Genomic DNA, 14,401 nt, shown 5'->3' with positions numbered 1-14,401 from the left:
TCGAGGTTTAGGTTTGGCGGGTTAGGCTTCCAGAATCAGGCTTTCCAATTCGAATCCCTTGCGATGCACGGCGAGCGCCACATTGGCCAAGCCGTGTAGCGCCCAGTCGTAGAGGTCGAACATCATGATTTGTAGTTGAATCTCGCGCGGTGCAATATGCGCGATCATGTCTTCTTGGGGAATACCCGGTCGTTCATCATGGCCTGGCAGATAACCGCCGAGCAGCTTGATATCACACCAGGTATAAATCGCCTCGCGAATGGTGATGAAATCCTCGCGGTCCAAGCCCCGTTGGAAGGTGAACAGGATGTCGCATTGGTCGCTGTCCAATTCGCTGAAATCCACGGTGAACGGGTATTCGGCCGCGACGCGGATCGCGGACGAACGCGGTTGTTGCAGCAGGTTGGGCAGGAGCACCGCCGGGCCTTCGCCTTGGGTGCCGAATGACAGGCTTTTGATCGGCTCCAGCGCGTGGTGCGATTGCGCCAGCATGCCGACCAAGCACAGCCACGCCGAGGCCGCCAGGCCTTCGACTTGGAACAGGTAAAACCAGGTTTTGCCTTCTTCGCGCCATTCCTTGGAGACCTGAACCAGGCTCGCGCGGCCGGCGTCGACCGGCGCAAACACCTGGTTACCGACAGCTTCCACGAACAAGGTCACGATCTGATCGGCCGCGGTCCAGACATCGTTTTCGAAGGTGTCCTTTTCCAAGTCGCCGACCAAACGCAGGGATACCGTGCGGGTCGCGCCGCCCTCGGGCAGGCTGCCGTCGCAGAGAAAAGGCGGCGCACCAACCGTCATGAATCTTCTCCCGGTTGCACGAAGCGGTACAGGAAATCGTAACGGGGATCGCCCTGACGGTACTTGGCGACATGGGCGGCGGTCACGGGAATGCCTATCGGCTGCAAGGCTTTGCCGACGGCTTGGTAGGCCGAGACATCGGCCTTGCGGTTGACGTCGCCGGTGGTGGGCGCCTCGCCGGCTTGCAGGATCAAACCCTTTTCAAGGGGGAAGAGTTGCACGCCCTCGTGGTCGAGGCGGCCTTTGACGGCTTCGACGCCGCCGGCGCGTTCGACCATCGCGCCGTTAATCAGCGTTAACCAGTTCACCGCCGAAAGATGTTCTTTAAACAGGGCCCGCGCGGGCAGCGGATCGAGGAACTCAATACCCAGGAAGCGTGCGCGGCAGGCGTGGAAGTTGGATTCGCTGCTGTCGGAATCGTAGTCTTCCTGAATGACGGCGCCGTAGCCGGCATACCCGCTGGTGAGGTCCAGGTGTTCGGCGGCGAGGGTCAAGAGCGCGCGGGCGGTGTCGTAATGGTTGGCGCCTTCCTCGGCCGGAACCATCAGGCGCAGCCAAGTCGGGCCGGACGCCTCGTCATAAACGAAGTTCCAATCGTTGACCGAATCCTTGTGTTTGCCGCCTTTGAGGTACAGCAGGTAGGCGGGATCCTCGCATGCGTCGCTCGCCCAGAAGGGCAACATGTCGAAGGTGTCTTTTTTGACCTTCTTAAACCGTTCATTGTCATTGACGGCCACATATTTGAATTTTTTGCGCCCGAGTTCGACGGCTTTGTCGTAAAAGGCCTGCACGCCGGCCGCGTTTTCTTTGAGGGTGCCGTTGAAATAGACACGCACCTCAAAGCCAAAGGTCATCGCCTGCTGGGAATAAAAATCCAGTTCATCAATGATTTCCTTGGTTTCACTGAGACTTAAAGGTTCCATAAACGGGTTTCCTCCGTGGTTGTGGGTTGTATTCATGTGCGATGATTCTACCTAAATAAAGCGGGTTAGCGGTGTTTCAATCCTTTTCTTGGGCCGCGTTCCATATCGGGACACTTACAGTTTTTGTCATCGATGGCCTGTTGCTTCTTGCCGTCCAAGGCGCCCTCTTCCATGATGGCTTTCTGGTTACCGCGTGAGCGGTCCTTGGGAAACTTGAAGTCCCACGAGTTGCGCAGTTCGCCGTCTTTCCCCATCAGGGCGACATCGGGGCGCATCTCCACGACCTTGTATTTCTTCATGATCTCGTCGAGTTGCTGGAACACCTCGTAGCCGGTTTTGACCGCGTCGTAGGCGTCGTAAACACCCATCACCACGTTCACGCCGGGCACAAATTTGAGAAACACCTTGCCGACTTTCTTTTTGGCGAACTTCGTAGCGGCCTCACCGCCCAGTTCTTTGAGGATTTTGTTGCGCAGGGCGTCGTATTTGACCAGGGCGCGGGTGCCGGTTTTGGTGGCTTTTTGGACAATCAGTTTCATGGTTTTTTCACTGACGATTTTACCGCCCATCTTTTTGGCTAACCCATCAAGGCGGCCTGCATACTTGGGGTCCTTCAGCTTATCCGCCACCTTAGCCGACCAGTCCTGACGGGGCACGTTTTTGCCGGCTTTGCGATCTTTGATCATTTTTTCCCGTTCTTTGAGCACCTCGCAGAAGGCCTCGCACAATAGGTCTTTGAGCTGTTCGTCGAGGCTTTTTACCTTCGGGTTTTTGGCACCACTCAAACAGGCCGAGTTCATGTGGTTCATCATCATTTTGTCGGTGCGACGGGCGGCGCCTTTGCCCTCGAACATCACGTCGAAGGAGAAGGTGAGCCAGGTCGCCTCGGCCATGTTGGTCCCGGAAATGATCCCGCCGAGGGTGCCGGGTTCGTCCATGGTGCTTTTGGAGAACTCACTGCCTTGGATCGCGCAACTGTTGCCGCCGTCGGCTTTAACCTGGGTCGTGCCCTTGGCCAGGTCGGCCGCCAGCGCGTAGTTCCCATAATTTACCGGAACCGGGCCGCCGGGCGAGGGCGTTTTGCAGATGTTGGGAAGGGTCGCTTTGGCCGAACCACCGCTGCCCTTGTGTTCCAGGGACAAGCCGTTGATTTTGATGGTAACGCTCATGGTTCCCTCCCAGGTCGTGGGTTTGTAGGGGGTTGGCGGTTGGTCGGCGCGAAGTTCAGGGACGGGCGAGCAGCAGGGTGGCGCGGAAGGCGCGGTGTTCGCCGGAGTTCCAAATCAGGGCGGTGCGTTGGTCGTGATGGGCGAGGTCGCCACAGGCGAGGGCGAGCTGGGCACAGCCGGTGGCGGCGCCGAGATCACCCCAGTGAATGGTGGGCAGGTTGATGTTTTGCAGATCGACAAAACGGTTGGAACATTTAGCCAGGGTGAAGCCCAGTTCGTCCGCGCGGTAGCGGCTGCCGTTGAGGTCGCCGTAGAGGCGGTCGACCCGCGCGCCCTCGGGCAGGACCGCGAGGGTTTGGTCAAAGGCGTCTTGCAAGCCGGCGCCGACACAGGTTCCGTCGATGCCGGCCGGGACCGGTTCCTCCGCCACGCCGGCGACTGCGTATTCGGCCAGAACAGGTAGGTTGAAACGGCGCGCGGTTTGGGTGTCGGCGAGCAGTGCGAAGGCCGCGCCTTCGCCGGGTGGGAAGCCGTAGGAATTGGCCGGTGAGAGGAGGCGGTTTTCGCGGTCGAGCCATTCGAGGGTGTGCACGGAAAAGTAGGAATCGACGCCGCCGACCACGGCGCAATCCCAGCGACCGGCGCGAATGTTTTGGGCCGCTTTTTCGAGGGCGACCAGGCCGCCGACATGGTCGAGGCGAATCCATTCAACGGCAGCTTCATCCAGGGGCAAGTCCGGTTCCCGACCCAGCCGCGCCAAGGCCGCCAACAGGTCGTCAGGCAGTCCGGGCCGCGGCGTGGGTACGGACCACAGCAGCGGCACGGCTTGATCGCGATGCAGTTTTTCGGCGAGTGGCCTGAGGCAGGCACGCAGCGCGGGCGCGGCCAGTTGGAACAGTCGTTCGCTGTAGGGGAGGTCCTCGTCGAGGTAGGTCGCCCAGTGCATGACCATCGGGTTGCCGCGCCGGTCGATCAGGAAGGGATGTTGTTGTAACCGGGTGACGCCGGCGCGCAAGGCGTTGATGCACATGGTGACATCGAGCCCGGCCGCGCCACGCATGCCGAGCCCGCACACAACCACGCGTCGCCCGCTCATCGGTTGGCCTCACGGCGCAAGCGGTGTTCCTTCTGGTAAATGAGGGTGCGGCTGATGAGGTGGTCGCGGTTCTGACAAGGCAGATAGGCCTGCCACACCATCATGAAGCGGCGCTCGGTGGGTTCCACGATCAGGGTTTTGAGTTCGGGGCGGTAGCGTTCGGAGGGTCGCCCGAAATAGGTTTCCAGCCCGATGGCGACGGTGGGCAAGGTGAAGGACGCCTGGCCGTCAGGCGTGAGGTGATGCAGCTCGACAACCTCCCCGCCGCGCAGCCCTTTTTTAAACTGTTGATCCTCGGGCGCGGCCTGGTGGTAACGGGGATCAAAATCCTTGGGCGGCAGCGGTTGCCGCTTGCGCGCCCAAGCGGCGTCGTAGGTGCCGCCGAACCGGGCACGCGGCGCCCAGGAAACGGGGACGGCGCCGAAGCCGGCGGTTTTGGCTTTACCGCCGGCGTTGAGCAGGCTTTTGCCGTAGGGAAACACGGAGGGCAAAACGCGGCCGGCCCAAACGGTGTCGCGCGTGCCCCAGCCGAGCCCGACCGGGTTCTCGTCGTGTTGCTCGCGGTAGCCGGCGGCGCTGCCTTCCCCGGCGCGTCCCCCGTAGGCGACCTCATAACGAATCGGCATCGAGGCAAAAGGTTCAATCGGGCCGGTGGCGTACCCCACCGGGCTGCGCTGGTAAACCCGTTCGCCAACCACGGTCAGCCGTTTCTCCCAGCGGCCGATGCGCACACCCACATCCACGCGCGAGGCGGGCCGACCGGGCGGCGCATAAGCGGAGGCGTTGAGGATCAAATCGGTGTACGGCTTGTGCAGCACCAAATCGCTGTCATAACGCAAGCTGGAGACGGCGGGTTCACCGAACCAGCGTTGCCCGTCGAGCACGGGTTCCTGCTCGCCGGCGGGGTTGCCGTCAAAGTCAAAGGTCCCCTTGACCGCCACCACAAAGTGCTCGGTGCCTTTGGTGTCGCGGGCAAAGGTGTAGTCACAGGCATAGGGGGTGTAATTCACGAGTTCGCTCAACTGGGAACCCATCCTTTTCGAATCGAAGCCCGCCGGGGACCAAAACCGAGGTAGTCCGGTACCCAAAAACCACGACCTTATAATTTAACAACCTAAAAACACTTGCATTTGGAGAAATTTACCACAGCAACCGAATCAAACAAAACCCTAGCCGTGTATTTCAAAAACCGACTGAGGGCCGGCAAAGAAAAAGGAACAACCATTTGATGACTGATAACCGAAGAAACAATCCATGATGCGGTGTCAGGCTCGCCCCTGACCTTATGAACTAACCCTCCTATTTTCTAACCACGCCAAACCAAAAAAAGACCGTTCCCCAGGTGGGTGAACGGTCGTAAGGCACCGAAGCTCAGCGACTCTTCGGTGATTCCAGGGAAGCGGTGGCGCGCGGTGGCGACGCGGTTGCCGTGATGATTCGTGAGGCTTATCGCGCGACCGTTGCCGGAGTTGGGGGCGAATGTCGCGCGAACTAACCAACAACCTGATCACTACCGGCGGCGCCTCCGCCTCCCCGTGGAATTCTTTGATTTTGTTCGGTTTACTTGAATTGGGCCAGGGTGGTGCCGCGGGTGACGTCCACCTCGATTTGGTGGAAGAGATCCTTGGCGAAGGCGCGTTCGATGTCGATCCAGTAACAGACTTCCCAGATGCGGTCGATAATGTCGGCCACGTTGCAGCGGGGGTTGTACTTGCAGTCAAAGGTATCGACGGTGACAAAAGGTTTGCAGCAGTCGGGGTTGTCCTCGGGGCAGAGCATGGTCAGGCACAGGTCGGGAATCAGGCGGACGCGGTTCACTTTAAGCCCTTTCACATAAAGGTCGTACATCCGGCTTTCGCCCATTTTGCCGGCGAAGCTGGAAACCTCGACGCTTAGGTCGTTGGCCTTGGCGAATTCGGCCCAAAAACCTTCTTTATCGGAACCGTTGAGCGGTTCGACGCCGTTGCGGTCAACATGGGCGACTTGCAGCATGCCGGTGGCGCGGCTGTAAACGTACACGCCGTGGACGGCATCCTCGGGGTTGCCCTCGGACAGGTGGTAAATGGAGAACTGGTAGCGACCGTCGTCATTGATGATGGTTACGGTTTTGACGGTTTCCGCTTTGTAACCAGTGCGGGTGTTCGGTAAGTCTTCAACGACCTCGAAGTCGAGGGCGGTATTGGGATTCGCCGCAAAAATGGAACACGCCAGAAACAGGGATTGTACAAACATTGCGCTTCTCTCCTAAAGAAGGTTGTCCTGACAGGCCCTTCGCCGACGGCACACCCCAAGCGGTGCGGCATTATCTTGGGTTACGCCGTGCGTGGAAACAGGGTCACTTCAGGTTGGTTCCATTAAGTTGGGCGCGCCCGGCTTGATCAACTTAGGGCGGCCCCGCGCTGGAGGACCATATAGTTCATTTTGATAGTGAAGGACGGGATAAAGATAAAACCGATGTGCATGCCGGCGGCGTAACGGGCATGGATCGGGGGCGGGTCACCCGGGATGGTGTTCGACAAACCGCGGCTGAAGTTTGTGAAGTTGGTTCACGGCCTGTCGCACACGCCCGGGTTCTCCCACGGTGAAGGAGGAGGAAGGATAGCCGAGGCCCGCGAAGACCTCGGCGAAGCAACCTTCTCAACCAAACCACTCAAACGCCGCTATGAGCGGCATCGTTGAGAGATCTTGGCGACTTCACCAGGTAGGTGCGCGGGGGTCGGGGGAGGTTGCGCTCGGACCCCATTTTTTTTCGCGATTTTTTGTTTTTTGTATTTTCTCGTTGGGGCGCAACGACCTTGGGGTTTGGATTTGTTTGGGTGATGGTGGGGTTGGTTTTTTGTTCATGGTCTGTTGGGGTTTTGGTTGTTGTTAGGCCGGCGCCTTCAGCGGCCTGCACGACGGGAACCCCCGGGGACCCAGAACAAACGGTTGTTACACAACCCCTTGGTCTGGGCTGAAATCACCGGCGCCGGCGGGGCCGGCGCCTAAGCTCCTTCGGAGCAACCAGACGTGATTCGCCTTCGGCTCATGTTTAAATTAAGGGTGGTCCCCGCCTGACGGTGTGCGTACCCGTCCCGGGTACGCGGGATCAACACACAACGGTGTGCGAATCACATGCGACATTCACCCATCCGTACACCCGTTTTTTTTGTGCGACGCCCATCCGTACACCCGTTCTTCTTGTGTGACGCCCAGCCGTACACCCGTTTTTCTTGTGCGACGCCCATCCGTACACCCGTTTTTCTTGTGCGACGCCCAGCCGTTCACCCGTTTTTTTGTGCGACGTACACCCGTTTTTCTGATTCACTGCCGGTTCGATTGAACCGTGCGCCGAACCACCCGCCCTGTTTTGTGGGGTAGCGCACCAAGTGCTCCGGTTTCTCCCCCGGGTTGATCCAGGTCACGGTTCTTTTGCGCCGCACCACCTAGGTTGTGGCTTCGTTGGCCAAGAACCTACACTTCATAATAAATAATTCGTGTAGCCCATTCTTCTGCCGGCAATCATTTCTATAACCAAAGAAAATCAACCACCCAAGACCTCACTCACCTTTCTACTCTCACAAGGAGTCGCCCTTTTGGCAACCGAGACACGATTGCGCCCTTTAGCCGATTTTGAAACGGCAAGCGAATTGTTTCCAGGACTTCACGTTGTAGCAGTGGATTGGGACCGAGGAATACGGAACGAACCAACGGCCGAGAAAAGATTATCTTTCAGTGTCGCGCACTTCGTTTTGTGTTAAAACGCGTACGTCGCACGCGGGGATAACCCTTGTGCACCACTGCTTGGGGTCACGAAATGCACCCTTCCGCTCGGCTCATCCGCCGCGCCGAAAGGGACACGCCCGCCTCCTCTCAATCCTTTTTGCGATACGGCCGGCCCCTTTCGTCAACCGGTTACGCCTCTGCGCCTGACTTTCCCCCAAAGCGGTTGCCCACTTTTGTTATCTTTTGATTTTTTTTCGCAACCTCACAACGATTCCGTTCACTTACTTGATGTTAAGCGCGACAGTTTTTAGCTGCCTCGCCTTTCGTCGACCCTAATCTCGGGAGTTATCTTTATGTCTCACCAAGTTTCGCGTCATTTCCGTTTAAATCAAACAAACAACGGCGATTCATCCTTTGAATCGCACTCGGTTTCAACGGCAAATGTTTCCTGCTCTACCGACGTCGCGCCGTTCACCCAGCCAGGGGTGCAACGGGCACTTGGTTTAACCCTCGCCTTTTTATGCTTATGGTTTGGATCCGTCACCCTCAACGCCGGCGAATGCGGCGAGTATTCTTGCGACGAGGACAACAAGTCGATCATCCAATTCACCTTTGTTCCCGATGACTTGGAGTTCGCCTACAAGGCGCTGAGCGAGGCCATTGTCCGCGCACTCGAGATGCAAGACATCACCCGACCGGCCGCGCTCCCCGGCAACCTTGATTACGTGTTCCCCGCTTCCTTCCTGGACGCCGGCGATCCCGAGATCGTGGAACTGGGCGCCTACATCAGCTTTACCTTGCACCGCATTGACGGTGTCGACATCGACCGGCTCCTGATCGATTTGGGCGCCATGGGTTGGGTTGTCGAAGCCTACCGCGACCCGATTGTTCAGTTGGACCGCGCCGCCCCGGCCGCGGCGATGACACGCAACAAAGCGAGCTTCTGGGAATTCGACGCGATGGCGATGCATTCCGAGTATTACCATCCCGCCACCATCCCCGGCTACACGCCCAGGGTTGCGGTGATCGACTCCGGCCTGGACACAAACCACCCCGAGTTCGCCACTTCCAGCTTGGTGGCGGCCCGCAACTGGACCAAAGAAGGGAGCGCCAACGACGTCACCGACCGGCTCGGCCACGGCACCCACGTGAGCGGCATTATCGCGGCCAACGCGGGTGGCAGCGACCGCCCCGGCATTTTGAGCTGGGGTGAGCTGATGCCGCTGAAGGTGTTCGACGCCTCCGGTAAAACCTGTTTGTCCAACATCGCGGCGGCCATCGGCCACGCGGTTGCCAACCGAGCCGACGTGGTTTCCATGAGCTTTTCACTGGGCGACGACGTCGGCCTGCTGCGCGACACCATTAAGGCAGTCAGCCCCTACACGGTTTTGGTCGGTTCAGCCGGCAACAAGGGCCAACGCATTACGGACGCCCCCGCCTACCCCGGCGCCTACAGCGACGTGATCGGCGTGTCCGCTTCCGGTTGCGACGGTGCAACGGCTTGGTTCTCCAACACCGGTTACGAAATCACCCTGCCTGGCAAGGCGATTGACAGCACGGTGCCGGGCGGCGAACGCAGCCGCTGGTCCGGTACCTCGATGGCCGCGCCTTTTGCTTCCGGCACCGCGGGCATGCTCAAAGCGTTTTTCCCCCACTTGAGTGCCCGAGAACTGCACCAGATCATCGTGCTGGCCGGCGGCAACGCGGAACGCGCTTGGAACTTCGCCAAGTACGGCCTGCCCAAACGCAAGGCGAGCACCCGCACTACCGCGTCCAAACCTTCCTCCGGCAAAGGCGCCCAGGTGTTCGACATCCTGATCAACGGTCGTCCGCTTGAGCAGAACGGCGAGTACGTCACCCTCAAAGAAGGGTTCCATTATGTGGAAGTGATCTTCGCCCAGAAAATGGACACCGAGGTCATGCCTCAGGTCGCCACCAGCTTGCTGGGAACCGATGAGAAACGTCCGATTTGGGGCGAATGGCAATCACCTTATGTCTGGGCGGCCAAATGGTACGTGGGTTACTGGGTTGACTGGGGTCAGCAGACCTTTTGGGTGACCGGCGGTCGCGACACGGCCGGTTTCGACCAGGACGAATACTGCGGCGAGGGTGCGGAAACCCGTCCCGATTCCCCCTCCAGCCACGCGATGACCACGGAAGACGAAACCAGCCTGGACAGTGCGTTTCTGGAAGACAGGGATTGCGATTCGGCAGCCGGCACCTACGTGGGTAGCGATCCCAGCCGTGCGTGGCGCGGCATCATCGGTTACCGCGTGTATGTTTCCAAATACAAAGCGGGTCCCTACGTTCGCTACAGCGATCAGGTCTACTTCGACCGCACCTTGCCCCGGGTTGAATATCCCTATTACCAGATCAAGTTTGTTCACCGTACCTTGGGTGAAATTGAACCGGTCCCTCACTTTTTTGAGCGTTAATTCGTAACATGCAAACGGCGTCGTTTCTTTCTGGAGCGGCGCCGTTTTTTGTTGGTTGGTGTGGTGAGTGAGCCCTTGGGGTTTGCGGTGTTTTTCGGTTTGGGGTTGGTATTTGTTTGGGCGGCGCCTTCAGCGGCCTGCACGGCGGGAACCCCCGGGGACGCGGAGCAAACGGTTGTTCCACCAACATGTGATCACACCGCAACACCCTCTTTGGACGGTTGTCGACTCGGCGCGCCACTTCAGCACACGCCGAGGCGTGTGCGTGCACCGGAGCGGGCCGCACCACCTCATCCACGGACCATGCTTTGAATGAACGCGAGGCTTCGCCTCGCCATCCTGGACGCCCTCTGAAGGTGGGCAATCGGTTAGCCCCGGGTACGACCATTGAAAATGGTCGTACCCTGGGTCTCGGGGGTTCACGGACAGGAAAACGCTGAAGGCGTTGACACCAGAGGCTCCTGGGGTTCAAACCCCGCGGCGGTTCATGGCGTCAGGGTCGGTTTTTCGGTGGTGTTGGTACGTTGGGTTTCGTTGGGTGTGGGTGGTTTTGATCCATTGGGTTCGGTTGGTTGTTGTTTGGCCGGCGCCTTCAGCGGCCTGCACGACGGGAACCCCCGGGGACCCAGAACAAACGGTTGTTCCACAACCGTTTGTTGTTTTTCCCTGGTTACTCTCTGAGCACCCTAGCTTCTTTAAGCGCTTTATATTGTTATGTTTAGGTGACATTGATTTTGTAAGATGCGCCGATTTTGCGCTTTGCGCTTACTGATGTATCCTCGTTTTGTCGGACATTTGTCGGGAACTGCAAGCGCTTACTTTTTACCGAGTCCCAAAACGAAATCAGAACAGCAAGGGGCTGGTGTATGAACATTCAGAAAATCAGGTTTAATGTAGACAACCTGCGTCCATTTATCAAGGCAGGGGTGCCGGTAACCATTAAGGATTCCGCCTTCAAAGGGCTAAAATTCACCATTGGAAAATCGAAAATGGCATTCACCTTCGACAAGCGTGTGTCTGGCCGCAAGGGCTCTGCCCTAACCTTCTCCATGCGCGCTGTTGTCGGCCCTCACAACGCGGTGAACTACAAGGAAGCACGCGAGTGGGCGGCCGAACTTAAACGCTTGTGTGAAGCCGGTATTGATCCTCGAGAAGACGAAGCGGGTCGCAAGCTGCTTGGTCTCCCGCCGCTGTTGGTGAATCGGTCGAAATCTTCAGGCGCAAACCCGGTCTTGCTCATGGATGACGCTGTCAAAGTGTTTTTCAGCAAAAAAACGTACCTTAAGGCCACCACGCTTCACAGTTTGGCCAGAAACATCAATGAAGGTTTTGACCCGTCATGGCTCAAGCTGGATATTCGCGAGATCTCCCCGGCGATGATTGCCGCTCGTTTCGCCGAACGGCACCGTGGCGGTTCCCGCGCCTCCTCTTGGAATATGCTCTACGCCTATTCCAATATTTGGAACACCAATAAGAAACTTTTTAAGGATACCGAGGGGAACAAAATCTTGGGTCAGTGCCCGATCCTCGAAGCGCGCCAAATAATTCGGGAAGAATACGGCATCAAGCGACACAAACCAAAACGGATGGTTGTCAAGAATCATCAACTGGGCCGTTTTTTGGCCGAACTTGATCGGATGACCGAGGGCTCCGGCCACAAGGTTTGGTACACAGAAGAAGGAGTGCCGCTTCCTTTTGTCGCCATGACAATCTTGCTAACAAAGTTGAGCCTGTTCACGGGCCTGCGTTTCAATGAAGCGCGGTTCCTTAAGTGGGCCTATGTAGACCTGGAGGAAGGCTACTTCCAACTTCCGGGAAGTATCCGGCGCCCCAAAAAAGACGGTGATGCGCTTTTCGGTGACTTTGATAAGAACGGCAAGGTTCATTTGAACTTGGATGAACATGACTTCGATTTCCAGGGAACCAAAAATGGCGAGTCTCATTTTGTGCCCATGTCAACTTATGTATGGGCACTCTTGCGGGAACTTCACGCAAACCGGGGTGACAACCCGTTCGTTTTTTCCTCGACCAAGGATCCAGGGCGACCGATCAAGCGGCACATTTCGGTGTTCCAATTTATCCAATGCTTGGGTTTTGATTATTCACCCCATGCGGCACGCAGAACCTTTGCAAGCATCGCCAACGATGTGGGGATAGGCTACCGGGACATCAAAGAAATGCTCAACCATGTGTCTGAATCCGATGTGACAAGTGGTTATATTGTGCCCGGCTTCAACCCCACCAAAAACCGGCACAACTTCCAAAAGGTTTGCGATCACATCTTAGCCAAGCATGCGCAGTACCTCGGCAACCAAGCAAAGGCGACTGATCGTTATGACCAAGAAACCATCGCCAACGAACTCGCCCGATTTGTCGCAACCCTCGGCCTCACCCCCAAGGAAGCGGTAAAAATCCTAAGGACCATTGCCAAGAATCAAAACGCCAAGGCGGCCTAATCAGCCAGCGGTTCCACATGGAAGCCCCCTGAATTTGTGCACATCTTGTTTGCGGGATGTCTACAGAATCGAGGGAAACCCAGACTCAATCTCCGAATGGAATAAACCCCCGGATAAGAAGATTGGCTCATCCGAGGGTATTTGTTGACACAACTCCCTGGCTTTTTTCTTCCAAGGTTTTTAGTCAAAAAACGGCTTCATTTGATTGACTTTTCTTCTAGTCCCACTCTGTCTTGGAAAAACGCATTGGGGAGCCAGAAGAAGCCCAGAAGGATTCGAGAGAAATATCCCATCCTAGCTTTTTAAAGTAGCTCGCAATAATCTCCTCAGTTAAGCGATTCCTAATTTCTCTTTTTCGGTATGAACTAGCATCTTCAATAGGAAGCAGTTCTCCTTTTTGGAAGAACTCCCATTTTGGATCATCTTTCATAGCATAGACAACCCTCTCTACAGCTCCTTCTGAAAAGAATTGAAAAGAGAAATACGGAAAGTCGTCTTCAGGGGCCGAAACATGAGCTGAGTAGGAATGCCTTTCAAAACAGCCCGTTAACGCTTTAATAGTCCCAGAAAGCCCATCGATATAGTTTGAGAAAAACACAGATGTGTCTTTTCTTTGTTCTGGACTCCACAGGAGAAATTCAGGTAAGTGCGCTCCACCTGACTTAGGAGCCGGGTGATAAAGGGATTTCAAATCAAGCGTCTTCTCTGTTTTGATTTCCCAGCCTTTTGAACGACTTAAGGAGAAGATCTCTTCGAATTCGCTAATTAAATCAAGAGAGTTTCCATTTATACAGGAAAAGGAGATCTTCTTGAAGGTTTGCATGGGTTGAATTATATTCATATTTTAATTCCCTCCTGGGTCCAACTTGTGTAGCTCAACTACACTATCAGGGTCATTATTTCTCAAAACCTCGCCGTGTTTTGCACTAGAACTAGATCTATTATCAAACTCAACGTTATAGTGAACTTTGTTGTCATCGAACTGAACATCAGGCCTGTTATTTCCAACTTTGTTACCATTCACATCCACCTGAGCTTGATTTTTTCGAATGTTCTTTGAACTATCTGGGAGGTTATCAATGTAGTCATCAATTGCATTGTTGTGGGGCGGTGAACCATGGGGTTTTGCGTCACCATTATTTGGTTTTGGGCCATTATCTTTGCAAGAATTGTGAACCAAAAGCCCGTTATTCCCAACAAAATACGTGTGAAAGTTACGAACCTCGAAGTTGAAAACCAATTTTACCACTGGTTGGCTTCTGTTTTCTTGAACTTCCGCCCAACCTGACCGGGCCCACACTTTTTGACCTCGTGCCAGCTCACCTGCGGCAACCCACAGCCCAGGCTCTGCCCAGAAGGGGTGTTCTGCCGTGGCCTGAATCCCAAACTGTGATCCTTCCGAATCAATGAAGCTCAGCTCTTGCAGGGCGTCCGTTTCACGCTGGAACACACGGGTTACCTGTTCCCAACCTTCTTCGCCGGTTTGATCGTCACGGCTCCAAACCCAATCGCCGACCGCGATCTCCTCAATCGGAACGAGGCCGTTTTCAGCAAGCACCAGGGTTCCGGCCGGGAAACATTCGGTCTTCGTCGGCGCATCCTTGGGGCCTTTTTTGTAAGCCTACCAACGAGCAGGCAAAAACGCGCCCTCGCTTCCTTTAAGCTAGAACCACGAGCCAACGCTAGATCAGGTTGAAGGTCTCGTGCTCATTGGCAAATGCATAGGGAAGCTGAAAGCCGCGGCCGTTGCGGATTCGCATAATCGTTTCCGACAGATACTTCTTCGGGTCGACACCGCATAAAGTGCAGGATACGC

10 protein-coding genes are annotated in these 14,401 nt (G+C 56.3%); 2 read left to right on the top strand and 8 right to left on the bottom strand.

What is annotated here, in order from left to right; all coding sequences use genetic code 11:
* Positions 1-21: 21 nt before the first annotated feature.
* The 6 genes from J3U88_RS27855 to J3U88_RS27830 form a co-directional block, all read right to left on the bottom strand.
* Positions 22-801: a hypothetical protein gene (locus tag J3U88_RS27855; RefSeq protein ID WP_207862290.1), complete on the bottom strand. Its 780-nt coding sequence runs from the start codon at positions 799-801 to the stop codon at positions 22-24.
* Positions 798-1,724 (bottom strand): type VI immunity family protein, encoded by a 927-nt coding sequence (locus J3U88_RS27850; RefSeq protein WP_207862289.1) that lies wholly within the window; start codon positions 1,722-1,724, stop codon positions 798-800. The genes J3U88_RS27855 and J3U88_RS27850 overlap by 4 nt, the downstream gene beginning before the upstream one ends.
* 65 nt (positions 1,725-1,789) lie before the next feature.
* Positions 1,790-2,893 (bottom strand): DUF4150 domain-containing protein, encoded by a 1,104-nt coding sequence (locus J3U88_RS27845; RefSeq protein ID WP_207862288.1) that lies wholly within the window; start codon positions 2,891-2,893, stop codon positions 1,790-1,792.
* 55 nt (positions 2,894-2,948) lie between these two features.
* Positions 2,949-3,989: a beta-ketoacyl synthase N-terminal-like domain-containing protein gene (locus J3U88_RS27840; RefSeq protein ID WP_207862287.1), complete on the bottom strand. Its 1,041-nt coding sequence runs from the start codon at positions 3,987-3,989 to the stop codon at positions 2,949-2,951.
* Positions 3,986-5,011 (bottom strand): DUF2169 family type VI secretion system accessory protein, encoded by a 1,026-nt coding sequence (locus J3U88_RS27835; RefSeq protein WP_207862286.1) that lies wholly within the window; start codon positions 5,009-5,011, stop codon positions 3,986-3,988. Before J3U88_RS27835 ends, J3U88_RS27840 begins: the two co-directional genes overlap by 4 nt.
* Positions 5,012-5,549: 538 nt before the next feature.
* Positions 5,550-6,221 (bottom strand): hypothetical protein, encoded by a 672-nt coding sequence (locus tag J3U88_RS27830; protein ID WP_207862285.1) that lies wholly within the window; start codon positions 6,219-6,221, stop codon positions 5,550-5,552.
* Positions 6,222-8,047: 1,826 nt separating this feature from the next.
* Between J3U88_RS27830 and J3U88_RS27825 the strand changes: the two genes are divergently transcribed.
* Positions 8,048-10,129 carry a S8 family peptidase gene (locus J3U88_RS27825; RefSeq protein WP_207862284.1) on the top strand — a complete coding sequence of 694 codons (2,082 nt, stop codon included), beginning with the start codon at positions 8,048-8,050 and terminating at the stop codon, positions 10,127-10,129.
* Positions 10,130-10,881: 752 nt separating this feature from the next.
* The gene (locus J3U88_RS27820; protein WP_207862283.1) at positions 10,882-12,585 is read left to right on the top strand and encodes a site-specific integrase; all 1,704 of its coding nucleotides are present in this window, start codon (positions 10,882-10,884) and stop codon (positions 12,583-12,585) included.
* Positions 12,586-12,802: 217 nt separating this feature from the next.
* On the opposite strand, the gene J3U88_RS27815 is transcribed toward J3U88_RS27820, so the two are convergent.
* Both J3U88_RS27815 and J3U88_RS27810 read right to left on the bottom strand, forming a co-directional pair.
* Positions 12,803-13,426 (bottom strand): hypothetical protein, encoded by a 624-nt coding sequence (locus tag J3U88_RS27815; protein WP_207862282.1) that lies wholly within the window; start codon positions 13,424-13,426, stop codon positions 12,803-12,805.
* 3 nt (positions 13,427-13,429) lie between these two features.
* Positions 13,430-14,143, bottom strand: a complete 714-nt coding sequence (locus J3U88_RS27810) for a polymorphic toxin-type HINT domain-containing protein (protein ID WP_341535204.1) — start codon at positions 14,141-14,143, stop codon at positions 13,430-13,432.
* Between the last annotated feature and the right edge of the window lie 258 nt (positions 14,144-14,401).

Source organism: Acanthopleuribacter pedis, from assembly GCF_017377855.1.
GTDB classification, from domain to species: Bacteria; Acidobacteriota; Holophagae; order Acanthopleuribacterales; family Acanthopleuribacteraceae; genus Acanthopleuribacter; species Acanthopleuribacter pedis.
Note: the sequence above shows the minus strand (reverse complement) of the source record. Positions and strands in the feature narration are given on the sequence as shown.

What these genes read in the sequence shown, in the direction of transcription:
- J3U88_RS27850 (WP_207862289.1), bottom strand. Translation starts at nt 1,724, where the DNA reads ATGGAACCTTTAAGTCTCAGTGAAACCAAGGAAATCATTGATGAACTG.
- J3U88_RS27855 (WP_207862290.1), bottom strand. Translation starts at nt 801, where the DNA reads ATGACGGTTGGTGCGCCGCCTTTTCTCTGCGACGGCAGCCTGCCCGAG.
- J3U88_RS27815 (WP_207862282.1), bottom strand. Translation starts at nt 13,426, where the DNA reads ATGAATATAATTCAACCCATGCAAACCTTCAAGAAGATCTCCTTTTCC.
- J3U88_RS27830 (WP_207862285.1), bottom strand. Translation starts at nt 6,221, where the DNA reads ATGTTTGTACAATCCCTGTTTCTGGCGTGTTCCATTTTTGCGGCGAAT.
- J3U88_RS27840 (WP_207862287.1), bottom strand. Translation starts at nt 3,989, where the DNA reads ATGAGCGGGCGACGCGTGGTTGTGTGCGGGCTCGGCATGCGTGGCGCG.
- J3U88_RS27845 (WP_207862288.1), bottom strand. Translation starts at nt 2,893, where the DNA reads ATGAGCGTTACCATCAAAATCAACGGCTTGTCCCTGGAACACAAGGGC.
- J3U88_RS27825 (WP_207862284.1), top strand. Translation starts at nt 8,048, where the DNA reads ATGTCTCACCAAGTTTCGCGTCATTTCCGTTTAAATCAAACAAACAAC.